Source organism: Micromonospora sp. NPDC047557, from assembly GCF_043205095.1.
GTDB lineage: Bacteria > Actinomycetota > Actinomycetes > Mycobacteriales > Micromonosporaceae > Micromonospora.
In genome coordinates this window covers 938,882-959,531 of the sequence record NZ_JBIDDK010000001.1, presented here as the reverse complement: position 1 = coordinate 959,531, position 20,650 = coordinate 938,882, and the positions used below count along the sequence as shown (strand labels likewise).

The window sequence follows — 20,650 nt, the reverse complement described above, 5'->3', positions numbered from 1 at the left end:
TCTGAGGGCCGAGGGCCGGGGCGGAGTCCCGAGGTCTCCAAAGCCTTGTCGTCCGCCAACGTGGCCGGCCGGCCGCTGATGCCGGCCGGAGGTCGCCAGCAGCCGGGCCGGGGTCGGCGCGCCCGTTTGCAGGCCGCCTTGATCCTAAGTAGCGAATTCGGCAACCTGGGCTGATCGTCTCCCTTATCGTTGGGGGTGCAGCTGATGGCTATTACGAGGTTGTACCGATCTCCGGCGCGTTCTCCAAAGCCGATCCTGCCGCCACGCGAGCCCTCGCGGCCGAAGGGGTCGAGAGGTAGGACGGTGGAGGTAGGTTCGCTTGCACTCTGGACACCATCACGGTCTCCGGCTGGCCGCCTCCAGCGGGGGGAATCGAGACGACACGTACGGACTCGCCGAGCTGCACCCTGCGCGTCTTTTTGGTCAGGTCGAGTACCACAAGGAAGGCAACGCCCGGGTCAGCCCAGTCGTACTCTGCCGCTTGGAAAGCGTAGAGCGATGCCAGATGCTCCATAGAGGCGTCGTGCAGTTCGCGTTTGCACTCGATGACGAGCGAGATCGCGCCGAAGTCGGCGATCAGATCGATGCGACCATTGGCGATGTGCGAAACTTCCTTGATCGGCACAACCTCTAGGGTCATCGCCAACAACCCATGAAGGTCGTCGGCAAACTCCGCTTCCTTCGGCGCGTCGTCGGCGCTGGAGAAGCGTCGCTGAAAGGAAGCCGCGAGTTTGCTGCCAGCCGTTACCGATCCGCGCCACCTGACGTAACGGAGCAGCGCAAGGGCAACCTGTTCTACCCTTCTCGCACGTTCCCCCGTGAATCCGCTCATGGCGAGCAGCTCGTCTCTTACCCGCGCGAAAGTACGCTGGAAGTAGATGTTGACGTCTACTTTGGTCGCCTCGGCTTTAGCTGCAGCAAGGGCATTGAGCTTGTGCGCCATCTCGGGATAGGCACCTAGCGCCGCCTGGACAGCTGGCAAGTCATCCTCAGGAATGCCAAGTACTTCCCTGAGCGCCGACAAGTCGACGCTAGTTACTTTTGGGTGTTGATCCGCACCCCCAAATCTGACACGGTCGCGTATGTCGCGAATCGCGGCTACGTCCTCAGGTTCGGCTGTCTGCTCAACGGTGGCAAGCCAGTGGTCAAGCATGTCTAGGCCGTGTCCTTGCCGGCGCACGGCGGTGACTAGGCGAGGCTGCAGCAGCGCCGGCAGCGCAGCGCAATCGGTTGTTACCTCGGGCGTTTGGTCTCTACTGACAACGGCGGCGGGCTGTACCAGCGTCAGCGTGCGGTGTGCGCGGTAGACCGTCGCCATGTCGGCGATGAGTTCGGCAGCGTTGAGCCAACCACGGTCAAGATCCTGAAGACGCGTCAGGGCATCGACGAGTCCGAGCCAATGCACTGCGGTGTCGGCCCGAGGCTGCCGCCAGTGCGGGTACTCAGACAAGGAGTTGAGACGAAAGTCGAAAACGAGGGCCTTTAGCCGGTCCAGATCACCAGGCGTCGGCAGGGCACCAGTCACGAAGGCGAGCAGGGCATCGATTGCAGCGCCAAAAATTTCCGCATCGATTCGATCCTCATACTGGGCACACAGCGCCAAATGTGAGCGTGCTTCTCGTAGCGCTGCCACAGATCCTACTGGATCCGCGCCTTCGAGACCCTTGCGTAGTTCCAGCATGGCGAGCTCGAAGGCGATGTTGTCATCCACGGCTGTGTGGTGAAGGAGTCCTCGCAATGCCGCGGCCATCTCTGAGCCGTGTTCGTGCCAGTGTTCACCGGCTGCGCCTAGACAGCGGACCAGACGCTGTAGGAAGGTTTCGTCGATGGTGCCGGATTCAGCGTTGGCGGCGGATGCGGCGTGCTCGTCGAGTGCACCCAGCAGCACCAGCGGCGAGCGGGTCCATCGGCCGAGATTGAGCCTGAGCCACGCCTCCAGCGCAATGCCCGCCGCCGCATCCTCACCAGCTGCGCGGAGCTTGAGGGGTTTCTCCAGCTGGCCCGCGAGGTCGGGAACTACTGTCTCGTCGCTGAGGACCAGATCCAGCAGGTCGTCGAGCTCGAAGGGGCGTGCGATGCCGACTGCTGTCACGACGAGGTCGACGAGGGCGCTCCGGTCGGCGATGCTGGCCCATTCGTCCATCAGCAGAGAGATGACGAAGGGCAGCTCGGAGGTCGAGGGCAAGTCATCGGAAGCTGCCAGGACGGCGGCTGGGCCACCGATGGAGGCAAGGGTGGGCTCTTCGGCGCTTGCAAGGGCTTGGCGTAGCTGCTCGATAGCTCGTCCCACGTTGCCTCCTTCCGACGGCGTGCCTGCTATTCGTAGGCCTTGACCCGAATCTTCGAGATGGCAGGCGGCCTCACCATAGGGGTTGCCCTGCTTCCGCGAGCAGTACTCGTTCTTCGCCGAGCCCTTCGACGAGTCGATCGCCATAGGCGCTGGTCAGCACAACTTGCAGGTATGGCACCTCCTGCGTGAGTTTTACCAGCTCTCCAAGCATATCGATCATGTTCTTGGGATTGAGCTCTTCCCTTCCGAGGGAGTCGATGACGATGAGGCCGGGGTGCCGTGAAACCCCGGCCTCCTCACCTACGCGCATGAGGGCGACAATCAGTGAAATCTTCAGGCGCAACTTCTCACCGGGTTCCAGCTGGCCGAAGTTCTCTTTCTCTCCGCCCTTGACAACCGGCATGTGCCCGTTCCCGAGCAGGGTGGCGGACTCCAGATTCCGGACCCCAAGTGTCCTGCCAAGCCTGGTGACCTGCTCGCTGACCATCCTCAGCAGGTCTTCCTGATCCTCCTTGTGACGTTTTTGGGCTTCCTGCTCGGCAGCCTTGACGATCTTTAGCTGCCGCTGGAGTTCTTCGATCTGCTTCTCCAGGTTGGCGGTGGGTCGGACGTTCTCCCGTTCTTCGATGCGGGCCAGTGTCACGGCGCGTTCCACCGTCAGGCTTTGCCACTGCCCTACTGAACGCTGGGGTAGTCCAGTGACGTCAGCTTGGGCCGCCTGCCATGCCCGTTGGGCTGCGTCCCGGGCTTGCCGGGCTACATCCCTGTCCCTGTCGACGACGCCGAGGTGCTGCTCGAGTTGCCGGACCTGCAGCTGAGCAGCGGCCAAGTCGTCGAGGGTGTCTATGTCGAGCGCGGCACCCTCGGCGAGATACTTCTCGATAGCTGCATTGTCGAGTTCATGGGCGGCCTCGGGTGATTGCGGTGCCGCCTGCTGAAGCTCGAGTGGGCTGTCGCAAAGCGAGCATTGACCAGCTCGTTCCCTCGCCCACCGGTCCTCGGTCACGTCCGCGTCACATCGGGGGCAGCAGCTCGGTTTAAGCGCGTGCCAGAACCTGCGGGTGAGTTTCGCTTCCTGCAAGGCGGCCACCTCGGACTCCGCGTCGTCGAGCAGGCGACTGACCTCGCCGTACCGAAGGGATGTCTCCCTATAGGCGGCCTCTGCTGCGGCCGCCGTGCGTCCTGCGTCGGACGCGGCACGTATCCGCCGGTCCAGATCCGATAGATCGCCCGGGTCCGGATGACTCGACAGTTCTGCGTCAATCTCCCGCAGACGGCTGCGCAACTGCGCCAAGTCGCCAGTGTGGGCGCCTTGCTGGTCCTGCAGACGGCGTTGAAGGGTTCCCAACTGGCTGCCCAACTGCCCCTTACGCGCGGCGATCGCAGCGACGGTGACGGCCCACGGGCTGCCCAGGTACATCTGGAGCAACCGGACGACGGCACGTTGCTCTTCCCCAAGCACGACCGGCACGCTGGGTTCGGTGATGCTAAGCGCTCCGCTCCACGTCTGCCAGCCCAGCTCTCCCATTGAACCGTCCCCGTCGTGTGCTTGCTGGTCCTTGGGGCGGTTTTGCCAGCTGGGGATGCGCGGGAAGCCGAGGCGGTCGAGCATCACATCGTCCATGACGCGTTCGAAGTCCTCGCTGGAACGAAACTCGGCTACCTCGACGGCATGGTTTTCATGCAGGTAGGCGGTCATGGCTGCGTGCACCTTGTTTACCTGCGCGCCGGTATCGGGGCCGACAGGAATCCGTAGCGCTTCCGTTGGTTGCTCAAGCCGGGCACGTAGTTCGACGAAGTCGATCGGCTGCCGCAGTCGAAGGACCGCGCCTGCCGGCTCGCCGTCGGTGACGGCGAACGCCACGGCCAGCCGCTCTTCTTCGATGCGTAGTTCAAGGACGATAGCGCGCATCCACTTGCGCACGTCAGGCTGTAGTTGGGAGCGGCCCCTGAGTGCCCAGCGCAGGGTCCGGATCACGGATGATTTTCCAGCGTCGTTCTCGTTGTGGGTCCCAAACGCCGTGACGCCTTGGGTGAACTGGATATCAAAGATGTACGGCGTGCGGGGTGCGTCTTTCGGGGTCTTGACCCCGGCGAAGAGCATGCCGTCTAAGTGGAGGTGGCGCTGGGAACCCCAGCCGGCGGGGGGGCGGATCTGCTGCCGTGCCAGTTCGGCACGCACCGCTTCAGGCAAGCAGCGAGCACGTTTGGCGATGGCCGCTACCCACTCGTCGGCTCCCTCGAATGGCTCGACGGCTGTGGGGGTCTCGATCACGTCGGTCATGGCTTGTCCTCAGCATCGATAGGATTCACCTGCAGATCGAGCGGGAAGCTGAAATGCCTGGCTACCTTCAATGCCCGGTCCCTAACGCGCTCGGTGATCTCAGGGATGACGGCACCCCAGGGGGTCTGCTCATACTCGGGCTGCTCGTACTGACGTCTGCGTGCTGCGCCACCCATGCTGGCCTCGGGAATCAGTCCGACCGCCTCGGCCTGCTGGTCGTACCAAGACACCACCGGCACCTCGGCACGCATCGCCGTGGCGGCCTCGCTGCCCTTCTCTAGCAAGTAATAGTCGCGTCGAGCCTTCGATGTGTCGCTCGTACGCAGGTGACGGATCAACTTGTGAGAAGCCAGGAGCGCAAGGGCATTGTCGGGCCGCTCGTAGGCGCCGTAGAGATACTTGGCCATTGGGTAGCGGTGGAGCGTTGGCGCTTTTCCGCCGATCATGCTTCCGATACGTGAGAGAAGGGAAGGCGGCTGGCGCTGCTGCTCGATCTCGGTGAGTAGCTCATCCGCTAAGTAATCAGGGTTTCTGATCCAAAAGTCGATCTTGATCAGCAAGCTCAACGATTGGACTACCTTGACCGCGCCGTGGACCGGGCAGCTTGTTGGCACGTCCTCGCCGAGTTTGTCCATCGCCAGCAACAGACGAGCAGCCGTTTGTGACGTAGCTCCGCCAGCGACCCGGCTACGGCTCGTCGGTGTCACATGGCCCCCTTCCGCCAACCGCGCCGGGCGGTGTGTCTCGTAACGGGGCGCACGCACATGGTGATGATTATTGTGGACAGATGGGAGTCTGACTAGATCATGGTGCGGGTAGAACGCTGCGTGGCGATGTCGCGCGTGCTGGCACCGTTCAGCGTCGCACCCACATGTCGCCTCGCGTGGGCACGCGCGCCGCCCCTCCCCCGACCGCCGCCCGACGATCGCCTGCACTTCCGCACTCGCCAGCTCGGCACGACGGCGGTCCTCTAGGATCGCGGATTTACTACGCCAAAGTGCCCCCGCATTAGGCGATCATTACCTCGCCCAGGTGGCGACGTTACCGCCTGCGGCACGGCGTCGCCGAGTCGAGCAAGCGCTGGCGGCTGAGTCGTTTACGACATCAAATCTGTAGGGAGCGCGAGAATGATCTCTACGGGGTGTGCGAGCACTACTTCGGGAAGCCGCGGCAGGCCGGCACCTCCCATGCGGTGTTCAAGTTGCCTGGACGGGCGACCCACGCGTCAACATCCAGAACGACAAGGGCAAGGGCAAGGGCTACCAGGTACGGCAGGTGCTCAAGTCGATCGACAAGGAGGCCATGTGATGCAGACCGATCCCCATCCTGAGGTGTCCCACTACACCTACCGCGTTACGTGGTCGGTCCCGGACCGCGAGTTCGTCGCCACCTGCGCGGAGTTCCCGTCCCTGTCCTGGCTGGTGCCCTCCCAGATCGAGGCTCTGCAGGGGCTCCAGGACCTACTGCGTGAAGTGATCGCGGACATGGACGAGCAGGGCGAGGCGGTGCTGCAGCCGTTCGCCGAGCGCAGCTACTCGGGCAAGTTCGACCTGCGCGTCGGCGAAAGCCTGCACCGCGAGCTTGCCATCCACGCCGCCGAGGATGGCGTGAGCCTCAACCAGTACGTCCTACGGAAGCTCAACGCCGCCTGAGCGGTCGGGCAGCCCGTGCGCCCTGGAGAGCGCAGTTGATCAACTAACTGTTCATCCCCGCTGCGCCCGTTTCTCATCAAGCTCGCCTGGCGAGTTCGCCGACGCCCGGCAGGGTCACTGGACGGCTGCGCCCACCGGCGTGCCACAGCACCTGTAGACCGGAGCGCTGGCATGCCCTCAACTGCACGGTGGTCCCGCCGCGTCGTGATCTCGGTGGCGTTCGCCTTCACCCTGCTCGCCTCGGCGGTCCCCGCCGCAGCCCACCCGTACGGCTATCCGCAGACCGTGACCGTCGCTGCGGACGCGACCCGCCCCGAGGTGGTGCACCTGACGTGGAAGCCGGGCGGCGTCGACGAACTGACCCTCCTCGGCGTCCGACTCGGCCTGCTGCCGCAGGACCGCGTTCTGCTCGACGGCGCGATCTCCTTCCAGGCTTCGGACGCGACAGTCCTCGCCTCGTCCGCACCGTTCGCGAATTACCTGCTCAAGCAAATGTCCGTCATCAGTGACGGACACGCGTGCACTGGCACCGTCGATCCGCCGCGCGACCCTGCCAATTCCGGTGTGGACGTCGACTACACCTGCCCGGGACTGGTCGGCAAGGCCGCCATCGAGGTGCGGATGCTGAGCGATCTCGACCCCGCGTACCAGACGGTGGCGACCGGCCCCCAGGGCCAGCGCCAGGTGTACGGCCCCGGCCGGTACGTCCACGACTGGGTGCTCGGCGACGTGCCCGCGACGAGCGCGACGAGCGCGGCGAGTGCGGCGAGTGCGGCGAGTGCGGCCGACCACGGCCCCGCCACCGCCTGGAAGGTCGCCCGAAGCGTCGGACCCCTGCTGCTCGTCGCGGCCGCCGTCGCGCTGCTGCGACGCCAGGTAACTCGCCGGCGGGTCGCCCACGCCCGACCGTCCTGAGACCGGCCACCCGCTCTGGCCCCCGTGCCCGCCGTGGTCAGCATTCCGGTGCTCGGCGTCGGCGGTTTTCGCACCCAACTAAGGAGAAACCTCGCCATGACGCACGCACCACGTGCGCGTAGGAAGCGAACACGCGGACTCCTGTCCGCGGTGGCGCTCATCCTCATCGCCGGACCGGCGACGACCCTCAGCCCCACCCTCGCAGGAGCGCAGACCGTCCCGACCAGCGGTAACGCACCGCTGATCAACCTGACCGACGGGCAGAACGTCGAGGGCAAGGTCCCCGTCGTCGTCGAGCCGGTCACCGAGAACGACTCGGTCACCACCCTCGCCGTCGACGGCGACAAGGTCAGCGCCGACAAGACCGCCGGCACCGCCCACTTCGCCTTCGAAATGGGCGGCAACGGCACCGAGGCCCGCTACCGCAACTACATCACCGTCAACGGCCACACCGCCGAGGCGGACCGGGTGTACCTCCCGGACATCCCGGGTGGCCAGGTCGGCACCCTCGACTTCCCCGGCGACTGGCTGCAACCCGGCGCGAACACCGTCACCGTCCAGGCTGGAGCGAACTGGGTCGACACGACCACCAAGACCGCCGTCGGCTACGAGGAGTTGCCGAACGGTGAGGGTGGCCGCTGCCCCAACTACGACGACTACGCCTTGAGCAGCATCAGCCTCAGCCTGCTCGGCGTGGTCGCCGACGGCGAGCAGAACCTGTTCAGCTACAGCTTCGGCGACGGCACCTGCGGCAGCTCGGCGAAGCTGCTCAAGCAGGCCCTGACCTTCGTCATCTCCGGCGAGCCGGGCAGCACGTCCGGCCTGCGCGCCGACCTGGACACCACCAGGCTCAGCAACGGTACGCACACCGTCAGCGCGACGACCCTGTCGGGCGCGAAGACGACCGTGACCGTCGACGTCAACAACTCGCCGGCCGGCGCGGCGGTGGTCACCCCTGGTGACGGTGCCCGCGTACGCGGCACTCGGCCGGTGATCGCCGCGCTGCCGAGCGGTGGCAAGGAGCACGTCGAGTCGCTGGCCATCGACGACAAGCCCGCCGAGAACGCGGAGGCGCTGGCCGCCGGCACCGCCACGCTCGGCCTCGCGGTCGCGGCCGGCAACTCGATCGAGGCCCGCTATCAGAACTACGCGCTTGTCAACGGCCACCGGGTCGATCTCGGTGGCGACTACGGCGCCACCGGGGCGGAGGCCGTCAGGGTGGCGTTCCCGACCCGGTTCCTGCACCTCGGTGACAACGTCGTCGAGGTCCGCACCGGTGACTACAACGGCACCGTGAACGGCGCTACCTGCGCCAACCACGACGACTTCACCCTCACCCGGGCGGCCACGAGCCTCAGCCTGAGCACGGTGGGCACGGTGACGGCCGGCACCACGTACCTCGTCACCACCAGCGGCACGACAGTGACGAAGGCGGAGACGACAGCCGCCACGCTGGCGCTGGGCGACGGCACCTGCGCGGCCAACAGGGACGCCGAGTTCCACTTCACCATCGGCGGCGCCCCGACGACCCGTACCGTCGACACCCTGGGCAGCGGAGGCGACGCGCACCTGAAGGTGTTCGTCGGGGGCAACGGCAGCGACAACGGGTACGACAACAAGGTCCTGATCAACGGCATCGGGCTGGAGATCGGCATGTGGGAGAAGGAGGTCGCCGACCTCGCCTTCCCGAACGAGTGGCTGGTGCCGGGCGTCAACGCCGTGGAGTTCGTCGCGGGCAACGACCACGGCAGCGCCAAGCCCGGTGGCTGCGACAACTTCGACGACTTCACGCTGCGGGACTTCCAGCTGCTGCCGACCGAGGCGAAGGCGACCCAGCTGACCCGCTCGATCGCCCAGACCACGGTCACGATCGGTTCGGCGAGCTACCCCGCCGGCTCCCAGGTGACCACGTACCTCGGTGACGGCACCTGCGGCAGCAGCTACAACTCGGTGCTGACCAAGGTGGTCCTGTTCGACGTCACCGCGCAGGACGGCACGGCGCTGCCGGCGCTGGGCAAGCGCGCGGACGTGGACACGACGACGATCGCGGACGGCCCCCACACCATCAAGGCTGTCGTCGGGGACAAGACCTCGACGCGGCGCTTCACCACCGACAACACCGCGCCGGAGATCGAGAGCAGCGTCCCGGCGGCCGGGCAGCGGCTGACGTCGACAGTCGCGCTCAACGTCAAGACCAAGGACGCCTCCGGCGTGGTCGGCGCGCCGGCCATCACCCTCGACGGCGTCGCCGTCAAGCAGGGCGACCAGATCGGCCACGGCCTGCCGGCCGGTGAGCACGTCATAGCGCTGACGGCGACCGACGCGCTCGGCAACACCGCCACCCGTGAGGTGCGCTTCAGCAGCGCGAGCATCCCGGACGTCCCGACCGAGCTGAACTCGACGGTCAAGAACACCGACCCGCTCTCGGCGGAGCTGTCCGCCCGGATCCCCGGTGCCGAGGGCGTCGGGCTGACCGCCACGTTCACCAAGGCGGACGTGGTGCTGCCGACCGGCGGCTACCAGGGCGAGGCGGCCGACGTGCCGACAGTGCTCGACGTGCAGCACGACCGGAGCGTGGACGTCGCCTCGCTGCGTCCGCTCGACGGCGCGACGATCGACACCCCGTCCGGCCGTGGGGTGGTCTTCCAGCGGTACGACCTGCCGCTGGGTGCCACCAAGCAGGAGCCCACGCTGCGCTGGTCGGGCACCATCGACCCGGCGCGGATCGTGGCGCTGCGGGCCTGGAACCCGGCCACCGGCAAGTGGATCGTCCTGACCTCGGCGCGGGGCCAGGCCGGGCACGAGACGGTCCTGACCGCTCCGGTGGAGGCCGGCTACCGCGACGGCGGCGTCGTCCACGTGCTGGTCACCGGCGAGGACCCGTTCGCCGACGACCTGTCACCGCACGACGCGTCGGCGCAGAACGACAAGGACCGCTTCGAGGACCCGAACTCGTACGACTTCTCGTTGGCGCACTTCACCGACACCCAGTACATCACCGAGGGTGCGGCCGGCGGCACGTACGACGACTTCGACGGCAACGCCGAGCCCTCCGACGTCGAGACGGCCGAGGAGCAGGCGATCTGGTCGGCGGCGTACCGCGACCAGATGCAGTGGATCGCCGACAACGCGGCCAGCCGCAAGATCGCGTACGCCGCGCACACCGGCGACGTCATCGAGAACGACTACTACGACCCGCTGGCCACGAACCCGGACGGCTCGCTGAAGCGACCCGGTCTGCATGAGCAGGTCGAGAAGGAGCTGGCCACGGCCTTGGGCTTCCAGAAGATCCTCGACGACAACGGTGTCGTCAACCAGGTCATCGCGGGCAACCACGACGACCAGTTGGGCGCCGAGACGGGCCCCACGTCCCGGTTCAGCCGGACCTTCAGCGCGGACCGCTACTACGGGACGGCGAAGGGCTGGCCGAAGGGCACCGAGTACCACGCCTGGGACGAGAAGACGAACGCCGACGGCTCCGTCACGCCGGGCAAGGACAACCAGAACAACTACCTGCTCTTCTCGGCAGGTGGCCTGGACTTCGTGGCGGTCGGCCTGTCGTACGGCGTCACGCCGGCCGAGGCCAAGTGGGCTGACTCGATCTTCAAGCGGTACAAGGACCGCAACGGGATCCTGCTCTCCCACGACTACCTGAAGCCCTCGGTCAACCCGGACGGACGGGGTGCGGACTTCTCCGCACCGGATGGCTCGCCGCTCTTCAAGCAGGTCGTCGAGACCAACCCGAACGTGTTCCTGGTCCTCGCCGGGCACGAGCACGGCGTGGGCACCAACCTGAAGTCGAAGATCGGCGTCACCGTCAGCCACGACGTCGTCGAGCTGCTCGCGGACTACCAGTTCTACACGGTCACCGCCGCCGAGCTGTGGCCGAACCAGGTCGCGGCCGACGGCACCATCGACGTCAACGGCGACGGCAAGCCGGACCACAAGGCCACCGACCGGTTGCAGTTCGGCGCGAGCTTCCTGCGCCTGCTCCAGTTCGACGTGGACCGGGCCGAGATGCACATCGACACGTACTCGCCGTTCCTGAAGAACTTCGGGGCGACCGAGTACGACATCCGCCAGGACGGCAGCCAGCCCAAGCCGCGTTACAACGGCTCGGAGGACAACCTGACCCTGCCGGTGGATCTCAGCACCCGCAAGACGTCGTTCAGCACCGACTCGCTCGCCGCATACGTGCCCTCCGGCACGATCGGCACCGACGAGGTGACCTCGAACGGTGTCGCCACGGCGACCTGGGACAAGCTCCTGCCGGGCACCTCGTACGGCTGGATCGTCTCGGCGCGCAGCGCCGACGGCGGCGAGGCGGTGGCCCAGCCGGCCGTGTTCGCGACCGCCAAGCAGGTTCCGACGATGACAGTCACCGCCGCCCCGACCAGCTGGGGCACCGCGGCGACGGTGACGGTGCAGGTCGCGGCCGGCAGCACGCCGGTCACCGGCGCGGTGGAGCTGCGCGAGGGTACGACAGTTCGCGGCTCGGCCACGCTGACCAACGGCGCCGCGACGTTCACTCTTCCGGTGGGCCTCGCGGGTGGCCAGCACACGCTCACCGCGTCGTACGCGGGCGACGACCACCTCACTCCGGTGCAGGCCACCGCCGTCCTGACGGTGAACCTGCCGGCCCAGTGGAGTTCGTCGACCGTCTACAACGACGGCGACCGGGTCACCTACCAGGGCCGGGTCTTCCGGGCCTCCTGGTACACGAAGAACCAGAAGCCGGGCGCCGACGCCAACGGCGCGTGGCAGGAAATCGCCATGACCGAGGACGGTACGGCGATCTGGACCGCGTCGCGGATCTTCAACGCGGGCGACGTCGCGATGTACGACGGCAAGAAGTGGCGGGCCCAGTGGTACACCCGCAACCAGAAGCCCGGTGACCGCAACGGGTCCTGGGAGGAGATCGCCCCGACCCCACCGGACAACAGCCCGGCGGCGTGGACGCTCACGAGGGTCTACAACGCCGGCGACCGGGTGACATTCAAGGGGCACGTGTACGAGGCGAAATGGTGGACGCGCGGCCAGGAGCCCGGTGACAAGAATGGTCCCTGGAAGCTGATCAAGTAGTCAGATTGGCGTGACGCCGGCCCGGGACCGTTGCTGGTCCCGGGCCGGTGCGCGTCTCGTCACCCGTCCGGTGGAGCGGCAGTCTTCCGCCGGCTCTCACGTTTTTCCTGCTCATACGCTGCGCCGAAAGCGGATGGCACTCTCACACCCGACGGAGGGCAGCGGTGGCGTCGAGGCGTACACGTCGGATGGTGGTGTCGGCAGTTGCCGGCGCCCTGTTCGCCCTCGGCGTGGTCGCGCCGGGTCCGGCGGCGGCGCCGCTGCCTCGCGCCGCCCAGGCCGATGGTCCTACGGCCCCCGAGCCGCGCGAGCCGCGCCCTCCGCTGCTGCCGGCGGACTTCCGGGGCACCGGCCGGTACATCGTGCGGGACCTCGGCATCGACGTCCCGTTCACCTGGCAGGGCCGCGACGGCAACAGCCAGATGGTCGCCGGCGGCCCGGAGTACCCGATCTGGTTCACGAACCTGATCTACCAGAACACCCTCTACACGCTCACCTACAAGTGGCCGAACATCCCGCTGTTCCCTCCCCGTGCGTGCAGCAAGGTGCCGGGGTTCTTCAACCGGCAGATCTTCAACGACAAGCTCAAGACCGCCCGCTTCGTCGGGCCGGAGATCCTCCAGGGGGAGAAGGACCGGCACGTCGACCACTGGCGGGTCGGCGTCGTCGGCGGCTCCACCGTGCCAGGAGAGTTCTTCCGGTTCCCGCTCGCGCTCGGCGACATCTACGTCGACCAGCGCGACTCGACCCGGTGGTGGCAGGTGTTGCAGTTCGGCCTGCAGAACCTCTTTGACCCGGAACTCGACGAGTGGTTCACCATGGACACCTTCGAGCTCCACCCCGGCGAGGTCCAACTCCCCGACCGCTGCCCACCCCCCACGTCCTGACCCCCCGACCGCGTTGATCAAGAGGTTTGCGTCACCGATCGGCCCGTCGATGACGCAAACCTCTTGATCACCACGTGGGGTGGGGCGTCAGAGGGCGAAGAGCAGGGCGGCGTTCAGGAGGACCACTGCGGCCGTCGCGAAGTGGATGCCGAAGGCTACGGCCTTCGTTCCGCCGTTGCGCAGCACGATGACGGTGTCGCCCAGGGGAACGAGCGCGACGATCAGCATGAACCACGCGACCGCGTCGGCCGTGGTGAAGGCGATCAGGGCGAGGCCGAGCAGGCCGTAGCTGAGATCGCGTAGGCCCTTGATCGTCAGGTAGGCCGGATCGCCGTCCGGCCGGGCCGGCACGCCGTACCCGGCGGCGGCGGCCTGCGGCACCAGCAGGAACCGCGCACCGATGAAGGCGACGAAGAGGCTGAGGACGACGGCGAGCCCGTAGGCGAGGGGTGACAACATGGTTCGCTCCAATTGCTAGCGCCGCTAGATGTAAGAGCGACGCTAGCAGAGCAACGACAGCGACGCTAGCGCTGCTAGGATTGTTGTCATGTCGACTCAGACGCGCCGGGAGCGCGAGCGGGCGGAACGGGAACGGGCCATCGTCGCCGCCGCCCGCGACCTGGCCCTGACCGAGGGCTGGGACGCCGTCACCACCCGGCGGCTCGCCGCCGAGATCGAATACAGCCAGCCCGTCCTCTACAGCCACTTCAAGGGCAAGGACGCCATCATGGCGGCAGTCGCCGTCGAGGGCTTCGCCGAGCTGGCCACCGCCCTGGCGTCGGCGCGGGCCTCGGCCGCCAACCCCCGGCAGGCGGTCGCCGACGTCGCCGCGGCGTACACCACCTTCGCCGAACAGCGGCCCGCCCTCTACGACGCGATGTTCACCCTCGCCGTCGACCTGCCGTTCGCCAGCCAGGACGTCCCGACCGACCTGGCCCGGGGCTTCGCCGAGCTGGCCGAGACGGTGCGCCCGTTCGCCGAGGACGGTGACCTGGAGACGTTCACCGAGACGTTCTGGAGCGGCCTGCACGGTCTGGTCACGCTGATGCGCAGCGGCCGGCTCCGCCGTGAGGGCCATGACCGGCGACTCGCGGTGCTGGTGAACCGCTTCTCCCGCTGAGCGGGGCTGGACCGGGCCTTGATCAACTCGGGTTTCAGGAAGGCGGGGTGTCGGGGCGCTCGGGACACCCCGGTTTCCAGGAACGCGAGTCGATCAAGGCGCCAAGCGCGGTCAGTCGAAGGACGGCAGGGACGGGCCGAGGACGTCGTCGGCGTCGACGATCGTGTACGCGTACCCCTGTTCGGCGAGGAAGCGCTGCCGGTGTGCCGCGTACTCCGTGTCGATGGTGTCCCGGGAGACCACTGTGTAGAAGTGCGCCTGCCGGCCGTCGGCCTTGGGCCGGAGCACCCGACCGAGGCGCTGCGCCTCCTCCTGCCGTGACCCGAACGTGCCGGACACCTGGATCGCCACCGCCGCCTCGGGCAGGTCGATCGAGAAGTTGCCGACCTTCGAGATCACCAGAGTGCGGATCTCCCCGGTGCGGAACGCGTCGAACAGCCGCTCCCGCTCCTTGTTCGTGGTCGAGCCCTGCACGATCGGCGCGTCGAGGTACTCGCCAATCTGGTGCAACTGGTCGATGTACGCGCCGATCACCAGCACCTGGTCGTCCGGGTGCCGGTCGACAAGCGCCTTGACCACCGGCAGCTTGGTGCGGGCGGTCGCCGCCATCCGGTAGCGCTCCTCGGCCTCCGCCGTCGCGTACGACATGCGCTCCGCGTCGGTCAGGGTCACGCGGACCTCGACGCACTCGGCCGGGGCGATCCAGCCCTGCGACTCGATGTCCTTCCACGGCGCGTCGTACCGCTTCGGCCCGATCAGGCTGAACACGTCACCCTCGCGGCCGTCCTCGCGTACCAGAGTGGCAGTGAGGCCCAGCCGGCGGCGGGCCTGGAGGTCCGCGGTGAACCGGAAGATCGGCGCGGGCAGGAGGTGCACCTCGTCGTAGACGACCAGGCCCCAGTCGCGGGCGCCGAACAGGTCCAGGTGGGTGAACGCGCCGCCGCGTCGCGAGGTGAGCACCTGGTACGTGGCGATGGTGACCGGGCGGATCTCCTTGCGCTCGCCGGAGTACTCGCCGATCTCCTCCTCGGTCAGCGACGTACGGGCGATCAGCTCCCGCTTCCACTGCCGGCCGGCGACGGTGTTGGTGACCAGGATCAGCGTGGTCGCCTTTGCCTCGGCCATCGCCGCCGCCCCGACGAGGGTCTTGCCGGCGCCGCAGGGCAGCACCACCACGCCCGACCCGCCCGCCCAGAACGCCTCGACGGCCTCCCGCTGGTACGACCGCAGCGTCCACGGCTTGCGCCCGTCCTTGCCGGCCTCGGCCAGCTCGATCGGGTGCGCCTCACCGTCGACGTAACCGGCCAGGTCCTCCGCCGGCCAACCCAGCTTGAGCAGCGCCTGCTTGAGCCGGCCCCGCTCGGACGGGTGGACCCGGATCGTGTCGTCGTCGATCTTGTCGCCGAGCATCCCGGCGAGCTTCTTGCTCTTGGCCACCTCGATCAGCACCAGCCGGTCCAGCGCGCGCAGCACCAGCCCGTGCGCCGGGTCGTTGGCGAGCTGGAGCCGGCCGTAGCGGTCCATCGTCTCGGCCACGTCCACCAGCAGCGCATGCGGCACCGGGTACCGCGAGTACTTGATCAGCGTGTCGACCACGCCCTCGGCATCGTGCCCCGCCGCGCGGGCGTTCCACAGCCCGAGCGGGGTCAGCCGGTACGTGTGCACGTGCTCCGGGGAGCGCTCCAGCTCGGCGAAGGGAGCGATCGCCATCCGGCAGGCCTGCGCGTCGGGGTGGTCGATCTCCAGCAGCAGGGTCTTGTCCGACTGCACGATCAGGGGTCCACCACTCACGCCAGCGTCCTCTCCTCGGTTGGCCGTCCAGCCGGAGCGGGTCGTAGACCCGCCGCTGGCCGACCATCCAGTGTTGCACGGCGGAGAACGTGGAAAGAAAGATGAGCACCGGGTGCAACCAGGACGGCACTCACGAACGTCTAGCAAAGGGACGACCGTCCAGGGGAGGTGCCATGAAGCGTGTCCGGAGCACTTTCCGGCTGGTTGCCCTGGCGGTGGTCGTGCTGGTCGGGGCCGGCGCGTGCACGTTCGATCCGCAGTCCGGCGGGAGTGGTGGCGGGGGAGCCGCCCCGGTCGGTACGGCGGAACAGGCAACGGGGGCGAGCGGCACGTCCGGGCCGGGCCAGCGCGGCCGGCCCACGCCGGCCGCGCCGACGTCGAAACCCAGCCCGAAACCCTCCGGGAAACCCACGCCGAAGCCGACCCGCACGGCGTCAACCCCGACCCCGAGCACCGGTACGCCGACCGTCGCCGGCTGCCCGCAGGGCCAGCACCAGCGAGCCGTGGAGACCTACCTCGCCCGCCTCGGCGGGTTCGGGCCGGTCACGGTCGACGGGCGGCAGTCCGCCGCCGACTGCGCCGCCATCAAGAAGTTCCAGAAGAGGTACGGCATTCGCCCCGTCGAGGGACGCGCCGGACCAACCACCCTGGACGTGGCCCAGCGACTCGCCACCACCGACACGACCCGCTGCAAGGCCGGCACCGGCACCACCTTCTGCGTGGACCTGACCCGGCAGACCGTGTGGGCGGCCCGGGGCGGCAAGGTGATCATGGCGCCGACGGTGACCCGCACCGGCATGTCCGGCTACCGGACCCCGTCCGGCACCTACACGGTCAACTACCGCAATCCGAAGGAGTGGTCCAACCCGTACGAGGTGTGGCTGCCGTACTGGCAGCACTTCACCCAGGGCATGGGCTTCCACGAGACCACGACCTACCTGCACGACAAGTCGATCGGCTCGCACGGCTGCGTCAACCTGCTGCACGCCGACGCCGTCCGGATGTGGGAGTTGGGCAAGGTCGGCACCCGGGTGGTGCTGATCGGCCGTCGCCCCGGCACCTGACCATCCCGCCCGACTCGGGGTTTATCCCCTGTCACACCTGTCCCGGGAGTGACACTCTTGGGAGTCCAGGGCCGCAGCGGGCGGGGAGGCTGGGCATGACGGTCGACCGTGACGTGATCGCAGAGCATGAACAGGCGCCACCCGACGAGGTGTCCCGCGCGACAGTGGTCGCGTACGCCCTCGCCGCGGCGCTCCTCGTCGGGTGGTTCCTCTTCGGCTGGCTGGTGCTGCGGCAGGGCTTCGTCGACTCGGTAGGTGAGTCCGCCGGCGCCGGCTTCGCCCTGTTGCTGGTCGTCTCGGTGGTCGGCACCTTTCGGCGCGGCCGCCGCTGACCGGGCACACCAGCGGCGGCGTTGCCTTTCTCAGTCCGCCAGCACCGCCGCCGTGATCCGGTGCAGTGCGAAGGTGTGCAGCATCTCGGTCCGCTCGTCCTCGGCCCGCAGGTAGCCGGCACCGATCGAGACCGGCTTGACCAGCCGGGACGCGGTCGCCCCGTGCGCGTCGACATAGCCGACCCAGACCAGCGCCTTGTCGCGGACCGCCTGCTGGAGCACGGCAAGGGCCTCGCTGTGCGTGTGCGCGGGCACCGGGCCTCCGCCCAACCCTGCCGCCCCACCCCGGACGACGGCCGGCGCCCGGCGGGCCGCCCGCGCCGCCGCGTCGCCCCGTCGGATGTGCTCCACCACCCCGAGCAGCCGGGGCATCGGCAGCTTCGGGGCGGCCAGCGGATCGAGCGTCCTGGTGGTCACCGCGACCCGCGCCGGAGCACGCCGGATCCGAGGCCGGGACAGCATCGTGCCGCCCGTGCCGTCCTCCTGCACCGGCGCGTAGCCGGCGTCCCGCAGCGCGCCCAGCAGCCGGCTGACCTGGTACGGGGTGCTCAACACCGTCGGCGCCAGCCGGCGCAGCGTCAACGACTCCAGCCGCCGGTCGGCCAGCACCTCGGTGAGCAGCGCCTCGTCGTCACTGCGCAGGTACGCCCCGGCCGACCCGACCCGCAGCCCACCGTGCTTACGGGCCACGTCGTCCACCAGGTAGCTCAACCCTTGCGGCACCGGGGTACGAGACCGTCGCCGGAACAGCTCGTGCAGGTCGTCGGCCGTGTAACCGGCGTCCAGCGCTCTCCGTACGCTCGCCGTGGTGACCCGGTGCACACTCGCCCCGCCGGCCGACTCGAGTTCGGTCGTCGCCTCCAACTCGGCGGCCAGCGCCGGCTCGGGCGGCCCGGGGACCACCACGGTCAGGTCGGCCTGCACGAGGAAGTGGTCGACCGGGGCGGGCAGCAGCGCGTCCAACGCCCGGGCGGCACTGGACGGATCGCCGCTCTCCGCGTCCGCGTGCAACCCCAGCGGGTCGCCGCCCGGCTCGTCCGCCGACGTCAGCTCGCTCAGCAACAACCGCCCGTACGAGGTGAGCGCCCCCAGGCCGGTCACGCCGAGCTGCGCCGCCTCGGCCAGCACCTCCCGGTGGGCGGCCTCCCGACCCCGGCTGCGCCGCGGCGCCCGCCAGTCCAGCAGGGCCTGCACCTCCTCCGGGGTGGGCGCGGTCGCCGGCTCCAGGTCGGCGAGCACCCCGAGCACCGCCCGCCGGGTGGCCGGTGCGCCGGCCCGCTCGGCCTCGGCGGACAGCGCGGTGATCGGCCGGTCCCGGTCGTCCCGCCGACCGACCAGGCCGACCTGCCGGGTCATCGTCAACCAGGCGCGGGCCAGGTGCTCCCACCGCTGGGCCAGTGAGGCGGCCCGCCACACCTCGTACCCGCCGGTCGGCAGCACCTGCTGATCCGCGCCGTACCTGCCGGTGGTCGAACCGGGCAGCTCCATCTCACCGGCGAGCCCCGCCGCGTACGCCACCTCCAGCAGCAGCGCGGTGGTCGGCTCGTCCAGGCCGGCGGTACGCGCCAGCCGGCGCAGGTCCCGGACGCCGATGCCGCCGGAGCGCAGCACCGGCGCGGGTTCGGCGGCGAGCTGCTCCAACAGCCCTTCGGTGTGCCGGACCACCTCCATGGTCTGCCCGGCGCCGGCCGAGTCGACCGCCTTGGGCTCGCGGGGCGCGGTGGCCACCGGCGGCGGGCTGGTGCGCAACGGCCCGAGCGGGCCACTGTCGCGGCGCAGCAGCAGCCCCACCTCGCGGGGCAGCTCGACAGTGCCGCTGGCCGTCGACGAGCCGGCCGAGACGGCGACCAGCAGCCGGTTGTCGACCAGCCAGCGCACCGGCGAGCCAGTCGGCGCACCACCGTTGGTCGGGTCGGCGAGGACGGCGTCCTGCGTGCCGATCGGCGGTGCCTGCAACGCGCCCGGGGGCACGCTGCCCACGGGCGGTCCGGCCGCCAACCGGTCCAGGATCGCCCGGGCCGACGGGGGCGCGGCGAGCAGCGTCCGGCGCAGTTTCGCCGGGTCCGCGCAGAGCGCGGCCGTGCGCGGGTCCAGCTCCGCGGCGGGTCGGCCGAGCCCAGCGGGGTACGGGGAGACCTCGTCGACGGCGGGCACCACGTGCAGGGCGTGCTCGGGGCCGTACAGAAGGAAGAGCGCCCTCAGCCGGCCGAGGGCGGCCCGGACGGCCGTCGGTGCCGGAGGGTGCGGCCCGGTGGTCGCCATGGCGAGCACGGCGTCGGTGGCCGTGGTGCCCTCGTCCGGATGCCGGGTGAGCCGGGCGGCGTCGAGGATCTGAAGGGTGAACTGGTCCAGCCCGTCCAGGGCGCGGGCCACCGAGACCCGGGACTGGGCGCGGATGGCCAGGGCGGAGACGTCGGCGGGCACGGGCACGACGAGGTCCGGCCGGAGCGCAAGGAGCGCGGCCAGCGACTCGTCGGGCAGCGACCGCAGGTGGTCGGCGAGTGAGGTGGTCATCGTCTTTCCACGCTAGCCCGGGGTGGGGCAGTCGCGCCCCTCGGACGTCCGGGCGGTCGGGAGTCGCCGGGTACGTTTCTCGACATGCCCGCGCTGACCGTCGGATTCGATCTCGACATGACCCTGGTTGACTCCCGCCCCGGCATCGCCGCGGCCTACCGGGCGCTGACCGCCAGGACGGGCGTGCCGGTGGACGCCGACCTGGCCGTGTCCCGGCTCGGTCCGCCGCTGCGCACCGAGATCGCGCACTGGTTCCCGCCGGAGCAGGTCGAGTCGGCCGTGCAGGTGTACCGGGAGCTGTATCCGGCGTACGCCATCACACCGACGGTGCCGCTGCCCGGCGCGCGGGAGGCGATCGACGCGATCCGTGCCCGGGGCGGAAGGGTGCTCGTCGTCACGTCCAAGATCGGCCGACTGGCCCGGTTGCACCTGGATCACCTCGGCCTCGTGGTGGACGAGCTGGCCGGTGACCTGTTCGCTGAACAGAAGGCGACCGCGCTGCGGGAGCACGGCGCGACCCACTACGTCGGTGACCACGTGGCGGACATGGTGGCGGCGGGCGTGGCAGGGGTGCCGGGAATCGGGGTCGCGACCGGGCCGTGCTCCCCGGATGAGCTGCGCGCGGCGGGGGCGAGCGTGGTGCTGGACGATCTCACCGGATTCCCAGCGGCGCTCGACGGCATGATCCAGCTAGCCTGGGAGCAGTAGCGGCTCAAGTG

General features: G+C 68.9%; 14 protein-coding genes. 8 read left to right on the top strand and 6 right to left on the bottom strand.

The annotated features are described in order from the left end of the window. Nucleotides 1–211: 211 nt before the first annotated feature. The 3 genes from ACGGAQ_RS04410 to ACGGAQ_RS04400 are packed head-to-tail and all read right to left on the bottom strand — an operon-like array spanning nucleotide 212 to nucleotide 5,209. The gene (locus ACGGAQ_RS04410) at nucleotides 212–2,434 is read right to left on the bottom strand and encodes a hypothetical protein (protein ID WP_393044517.1); all 2,223 of its coding nucleotides are present in this window, start codon (nucleotides 2,432–2,434) and stop codon (nucleotides 212–214) included. Then, nucleotides 2,361–4,574, bottom strand: a complete 2,214-nt coding sequence (locus ACGGAQ_RS04405) for a hypothetical protein (RefSeq protein ID WP_393044515.1) — start codon at nucleotides 4,572–4,574, stop codon at nucleotides 2,361–2,363. The genes ACGGAQ_RS04410 and ACGGAQ_RS04405 overlap by 74 nt, the downstream gene beginning before the upstream one ends. After that, entirely contained in the window at nucleotides 4,571–5,209 is a 639-nt protein-coding gene (locus ACGGAQ_RS04400) for a hypothetical protein (RefSeq protein WP_393044513.1), read from the bottom strand. Before ACGGAQ_RS04400 ends, ACGGAQ_RS04405 begins: the two co-directional genes overlap by 4 nt. Before the next feature lie 672 nt (nucleotides 5,210–5,881). On the opposite strand from ACGGAQ_RS04400, the gene ACGGAQ_RS04395 reads away from it, so the two are divergent. From ACGGAQ_RS04395 to ACGGAQ_RS04380, 4 genes are all read left to right on the top strand, one after another. Further along, nucleotides 5,882–6,226, top strand: coding sequence for a type II toxin-antitoxin system HicB family antitoxin (locus ACGGAQ_RS04395; RefSeq protein WP_393044512.1), 345 nt, complete (start codon nucleotides 5,882–5,884; stop codon nucleotides 6,224–6,226). 171 nt (nucleotides 6,227–6,397) lie between these two features. After that, the gene (locus tag ACGGAQ_RS04390) at nucleotides 6,398–7,141 is read left to right on the top strand and encodes a hypothetical protein (RefSeq protein WP_393044510.1); all 744 of its coding nucleotides are present in this window, start codon (nucleotides 6,398–6,400) and stop codon (nucleotides 7,139–7,141) included. A gap of 96 nt (nucleotides 7,142–7,237) precedes the next feature. Then, nucleotides 7,238–12,223, top strand: a complete 4,986-nt coding sequence (locus ACGGAQ_RS04385) for a carbohydrate-binding protein (protein WP_393044508.1) — start codon at nucleotides 7,238–7,240, stop codon at nucleotides 12,221–12,223. 191 nt (nucleotides 12,224–12,414) lie between these two features. After that, on the top strand, nucleotides 12,415–13,110 hold the full coding sequence (locus ACGGAQ_RS04380) for a hypothetical protein (protein WP_393044506.1): 696 nt from the start codon (nucleotides 12,415–12,417) through the stop codon (nucleotides 13,108–13,110). An 87-nt stretch (nucleotides 13,111–13,197) separates the two neighbouring features. Here ACGGAQ_RS04380 and ACGGAQ_RS04375 read toward each other — a convergent pair whose 3' ends face one another. Then, complete coding sequence (locus ACGGAQ_RS04375; RefSeq protein WP_393044504.1) at nucleotides 13,198–13,569, bottom strand: DUF4267 domain-containing protein; 372 nt, start codon at nucleotides 13,567–13,569, stop codon at nucleotides 13,198–13,200. Nucleotides 13,570–13,657: 88 nt separating this feature from the next. Between ACGGAQ_RS04375 and ACGGAQ_RS04370 the strand changes: the two genes are divergently transcribed. Beyond that, on the top strand, nucleotides 13,658–14,230 hold the full coding sequence (locus ACGGAQ_RS04370) for a TetR/AcrR family transcriptional regulator (protein ID WP_393044502.1): 573 nt from the start codon (nucleotides 13,658–13,660) through the stop codon (nucleotides 14,228–14,230). Between the two features lie 111 nt (nucleotides 14,231–14,341). On the opposite strand, the gene ACGGAQ_RS04365 is transcribed toward ACGGAQ_RS04370, so the two are convergent. Beyond that, nucleotides 14,342–16,021, bottom strand: a complete 1,680-nt coding sequence (locus ACGGAQ_RS04365) for a DNA repair helicase XPB (protein ID WP_355065525.1) — start codon at nucleotides 16,019–16,021, stop codon at nucleotides 14,342–14,344. A 173-nt stretch (nucleotides 16,022–16,194) separates the two neighbouring features. On the opposite strand from ACGGAQ_RS04365, the gene ACGGAQ_RS04360 reads away from it, so the two are divergent. Further along, nucleotides 16,195–17,085: a L,D-transpeptidase family protein gene (locus ACGGAQ_RS04360; RefSeq protein ID WP_393044500.1), complete on the top strand. Its 891-nt coding sequence runs from the start codon at nucleotides 16,195–16,197 to the stop codon at nucleotides 17,083–17,085. A gap of 95 nt (nucleotides 17,086–17,180) precedes the next feature. After that, nucleotides 17,181–17,417 carry a hypothetical protein gene (locus ACGGAQ_RS04355; RefSeq protein ID WP_393044498.1) on the top strand — a complete coding sequence of 79 codons (237 nt, stop codon included), beginning with the start codon at nucleotides 17,181–17,183 and terminating at the stop codon, nucleotides 17,415–17,417. 30 nt (nucleotides 17,418–17,447) lie between these two features. Here the strand turns inward: ACGGAQ_RS04355 and ACGGAQ_RS04350 are convergent, their stop codons facing one another. Beyond that, nucleotides 17,448–19,931, bottom strand: coding sequence for a helicase-associated domain-containing protein (locus tag ACGGAQ_RS04350; RefSeq protein ID WP_393044496.1), 2,484 nt, complete (start codon nucleotides 19,929–19,931; stop codon nucleotides 17,448–17,450). Nucleotides 19,932–20,015: 84 nt separating this feature from the next. On the opposite strand from ACGGAQ_RS04350, the gene ACGGAQ_RS04345 reads away from it, so the two are divergent. Continuing rightward, nucleotides 20,016–20,639 carry an HAD family hydrolase gene (locus ACGGAQ_RS04345; protein WP_393044494.1) on the top strand — a complete coding sequence of 208 codons (624 nt, stop codon included), beginning with the start codon at nucleotides 20,016–20,018 and terminating at the stop codon, nucleotides 20,637–20,639. Nucleotides 20,640–20,650: the final 11 nt, after the last annotated feature.

Excerpts from the sequence above, each read along its gene's own strand:
- ACGGAQ_RS04410 (WP_393044517.1), bottom strand. The coding sequence starts at position 2,434 with ATGGCGATCGACTCGTCGAAGGGCTCGGCGAAGAACGAGTACTGCTCG.
- ACGGAQ_RS04405 (WP_393044515.1), bottom strand. The coding sequence starts at position 4,574 with ATGACCGACGTGATCGAGACCCCCACAGCCGTCGAGCCATTCGAGGGA.
- ACGGAQ_RS04400 (WP_393044513.1), bottom strand. The coding sequence starts at position 5,209 with ATGGACAAACTCGGCGAGGACGTGCCAACAAGCTGCCCGGTCCACGGC.
- ACGGAQ_RS04395 (WP_393044512.1), top strand. The coding sequence starts at position 5,882 with ATGCAGACCGATCCCCATCCTGAGGTGTCCCACTACACCTACCGCGTT.
- ACGGAQ_RS04390 (WP_393044510.1), top strand. The coding sequence starts at position 6,398 with ATGCCCTCAACTGCACGGTGGTCCCGCCGCGTCGTGATCTCGGTGGCG.
- ACGGAQ_RS04385 (WP_393044508.1), top strand. The coding sequence starts at position 7,238 with ATGACGCACGCACCACGTGCGCGTAGGAAGCGAACACGCGGACTCCTG.
- ACGGAQ_RS04375 (WP_393044504.1), bottom strand. The coding sequence starts at position 13,569 with ATGTTGTCACCCCTCGCCTACGGGCTCGCCGTCGTCCTCAGCCTCTTC.
- ACGGAQ_RS04370 (WP_393044502.1), top strand. The coding sequence starts at position 13,658 with ATGTCGACTCAGACGCGCCGGGAGCGCGAGCGGGCGGAACGGGAACGG.
- ACGGAQ_RS04360 (WP_393044500.1), top strand. The coding sequence starts at position 16,195 with ATGAAGCGTGTCCGGAGCACTTTCCGGCTGGTTGCCCTGGCGGTGGTC.
- ACGGAQ_RS04355 (WP_393044498.1), top strand. The coding sequence starts at position 17,181 with ATGACGGTCGACCGTGACGTGATCGCAGAGCATGAACAGGCGCCACCC.
- ACGGAQ_RS04350 (WP_393044496.1), bottom strand. The coding sequence starts at position 19,931 with ATGACCACCTCACTCGCCGACCACCTGCGGTCGCTGCCCGACGAGTCG.
- ACGGAQ_RS04345 (WP_393044494.1), top strand. The coding sequence starts at position 20,016 with ATGCCCGCGCTGACCGTCGGATTCGATCTCGACATGACCCTGGTTGAC.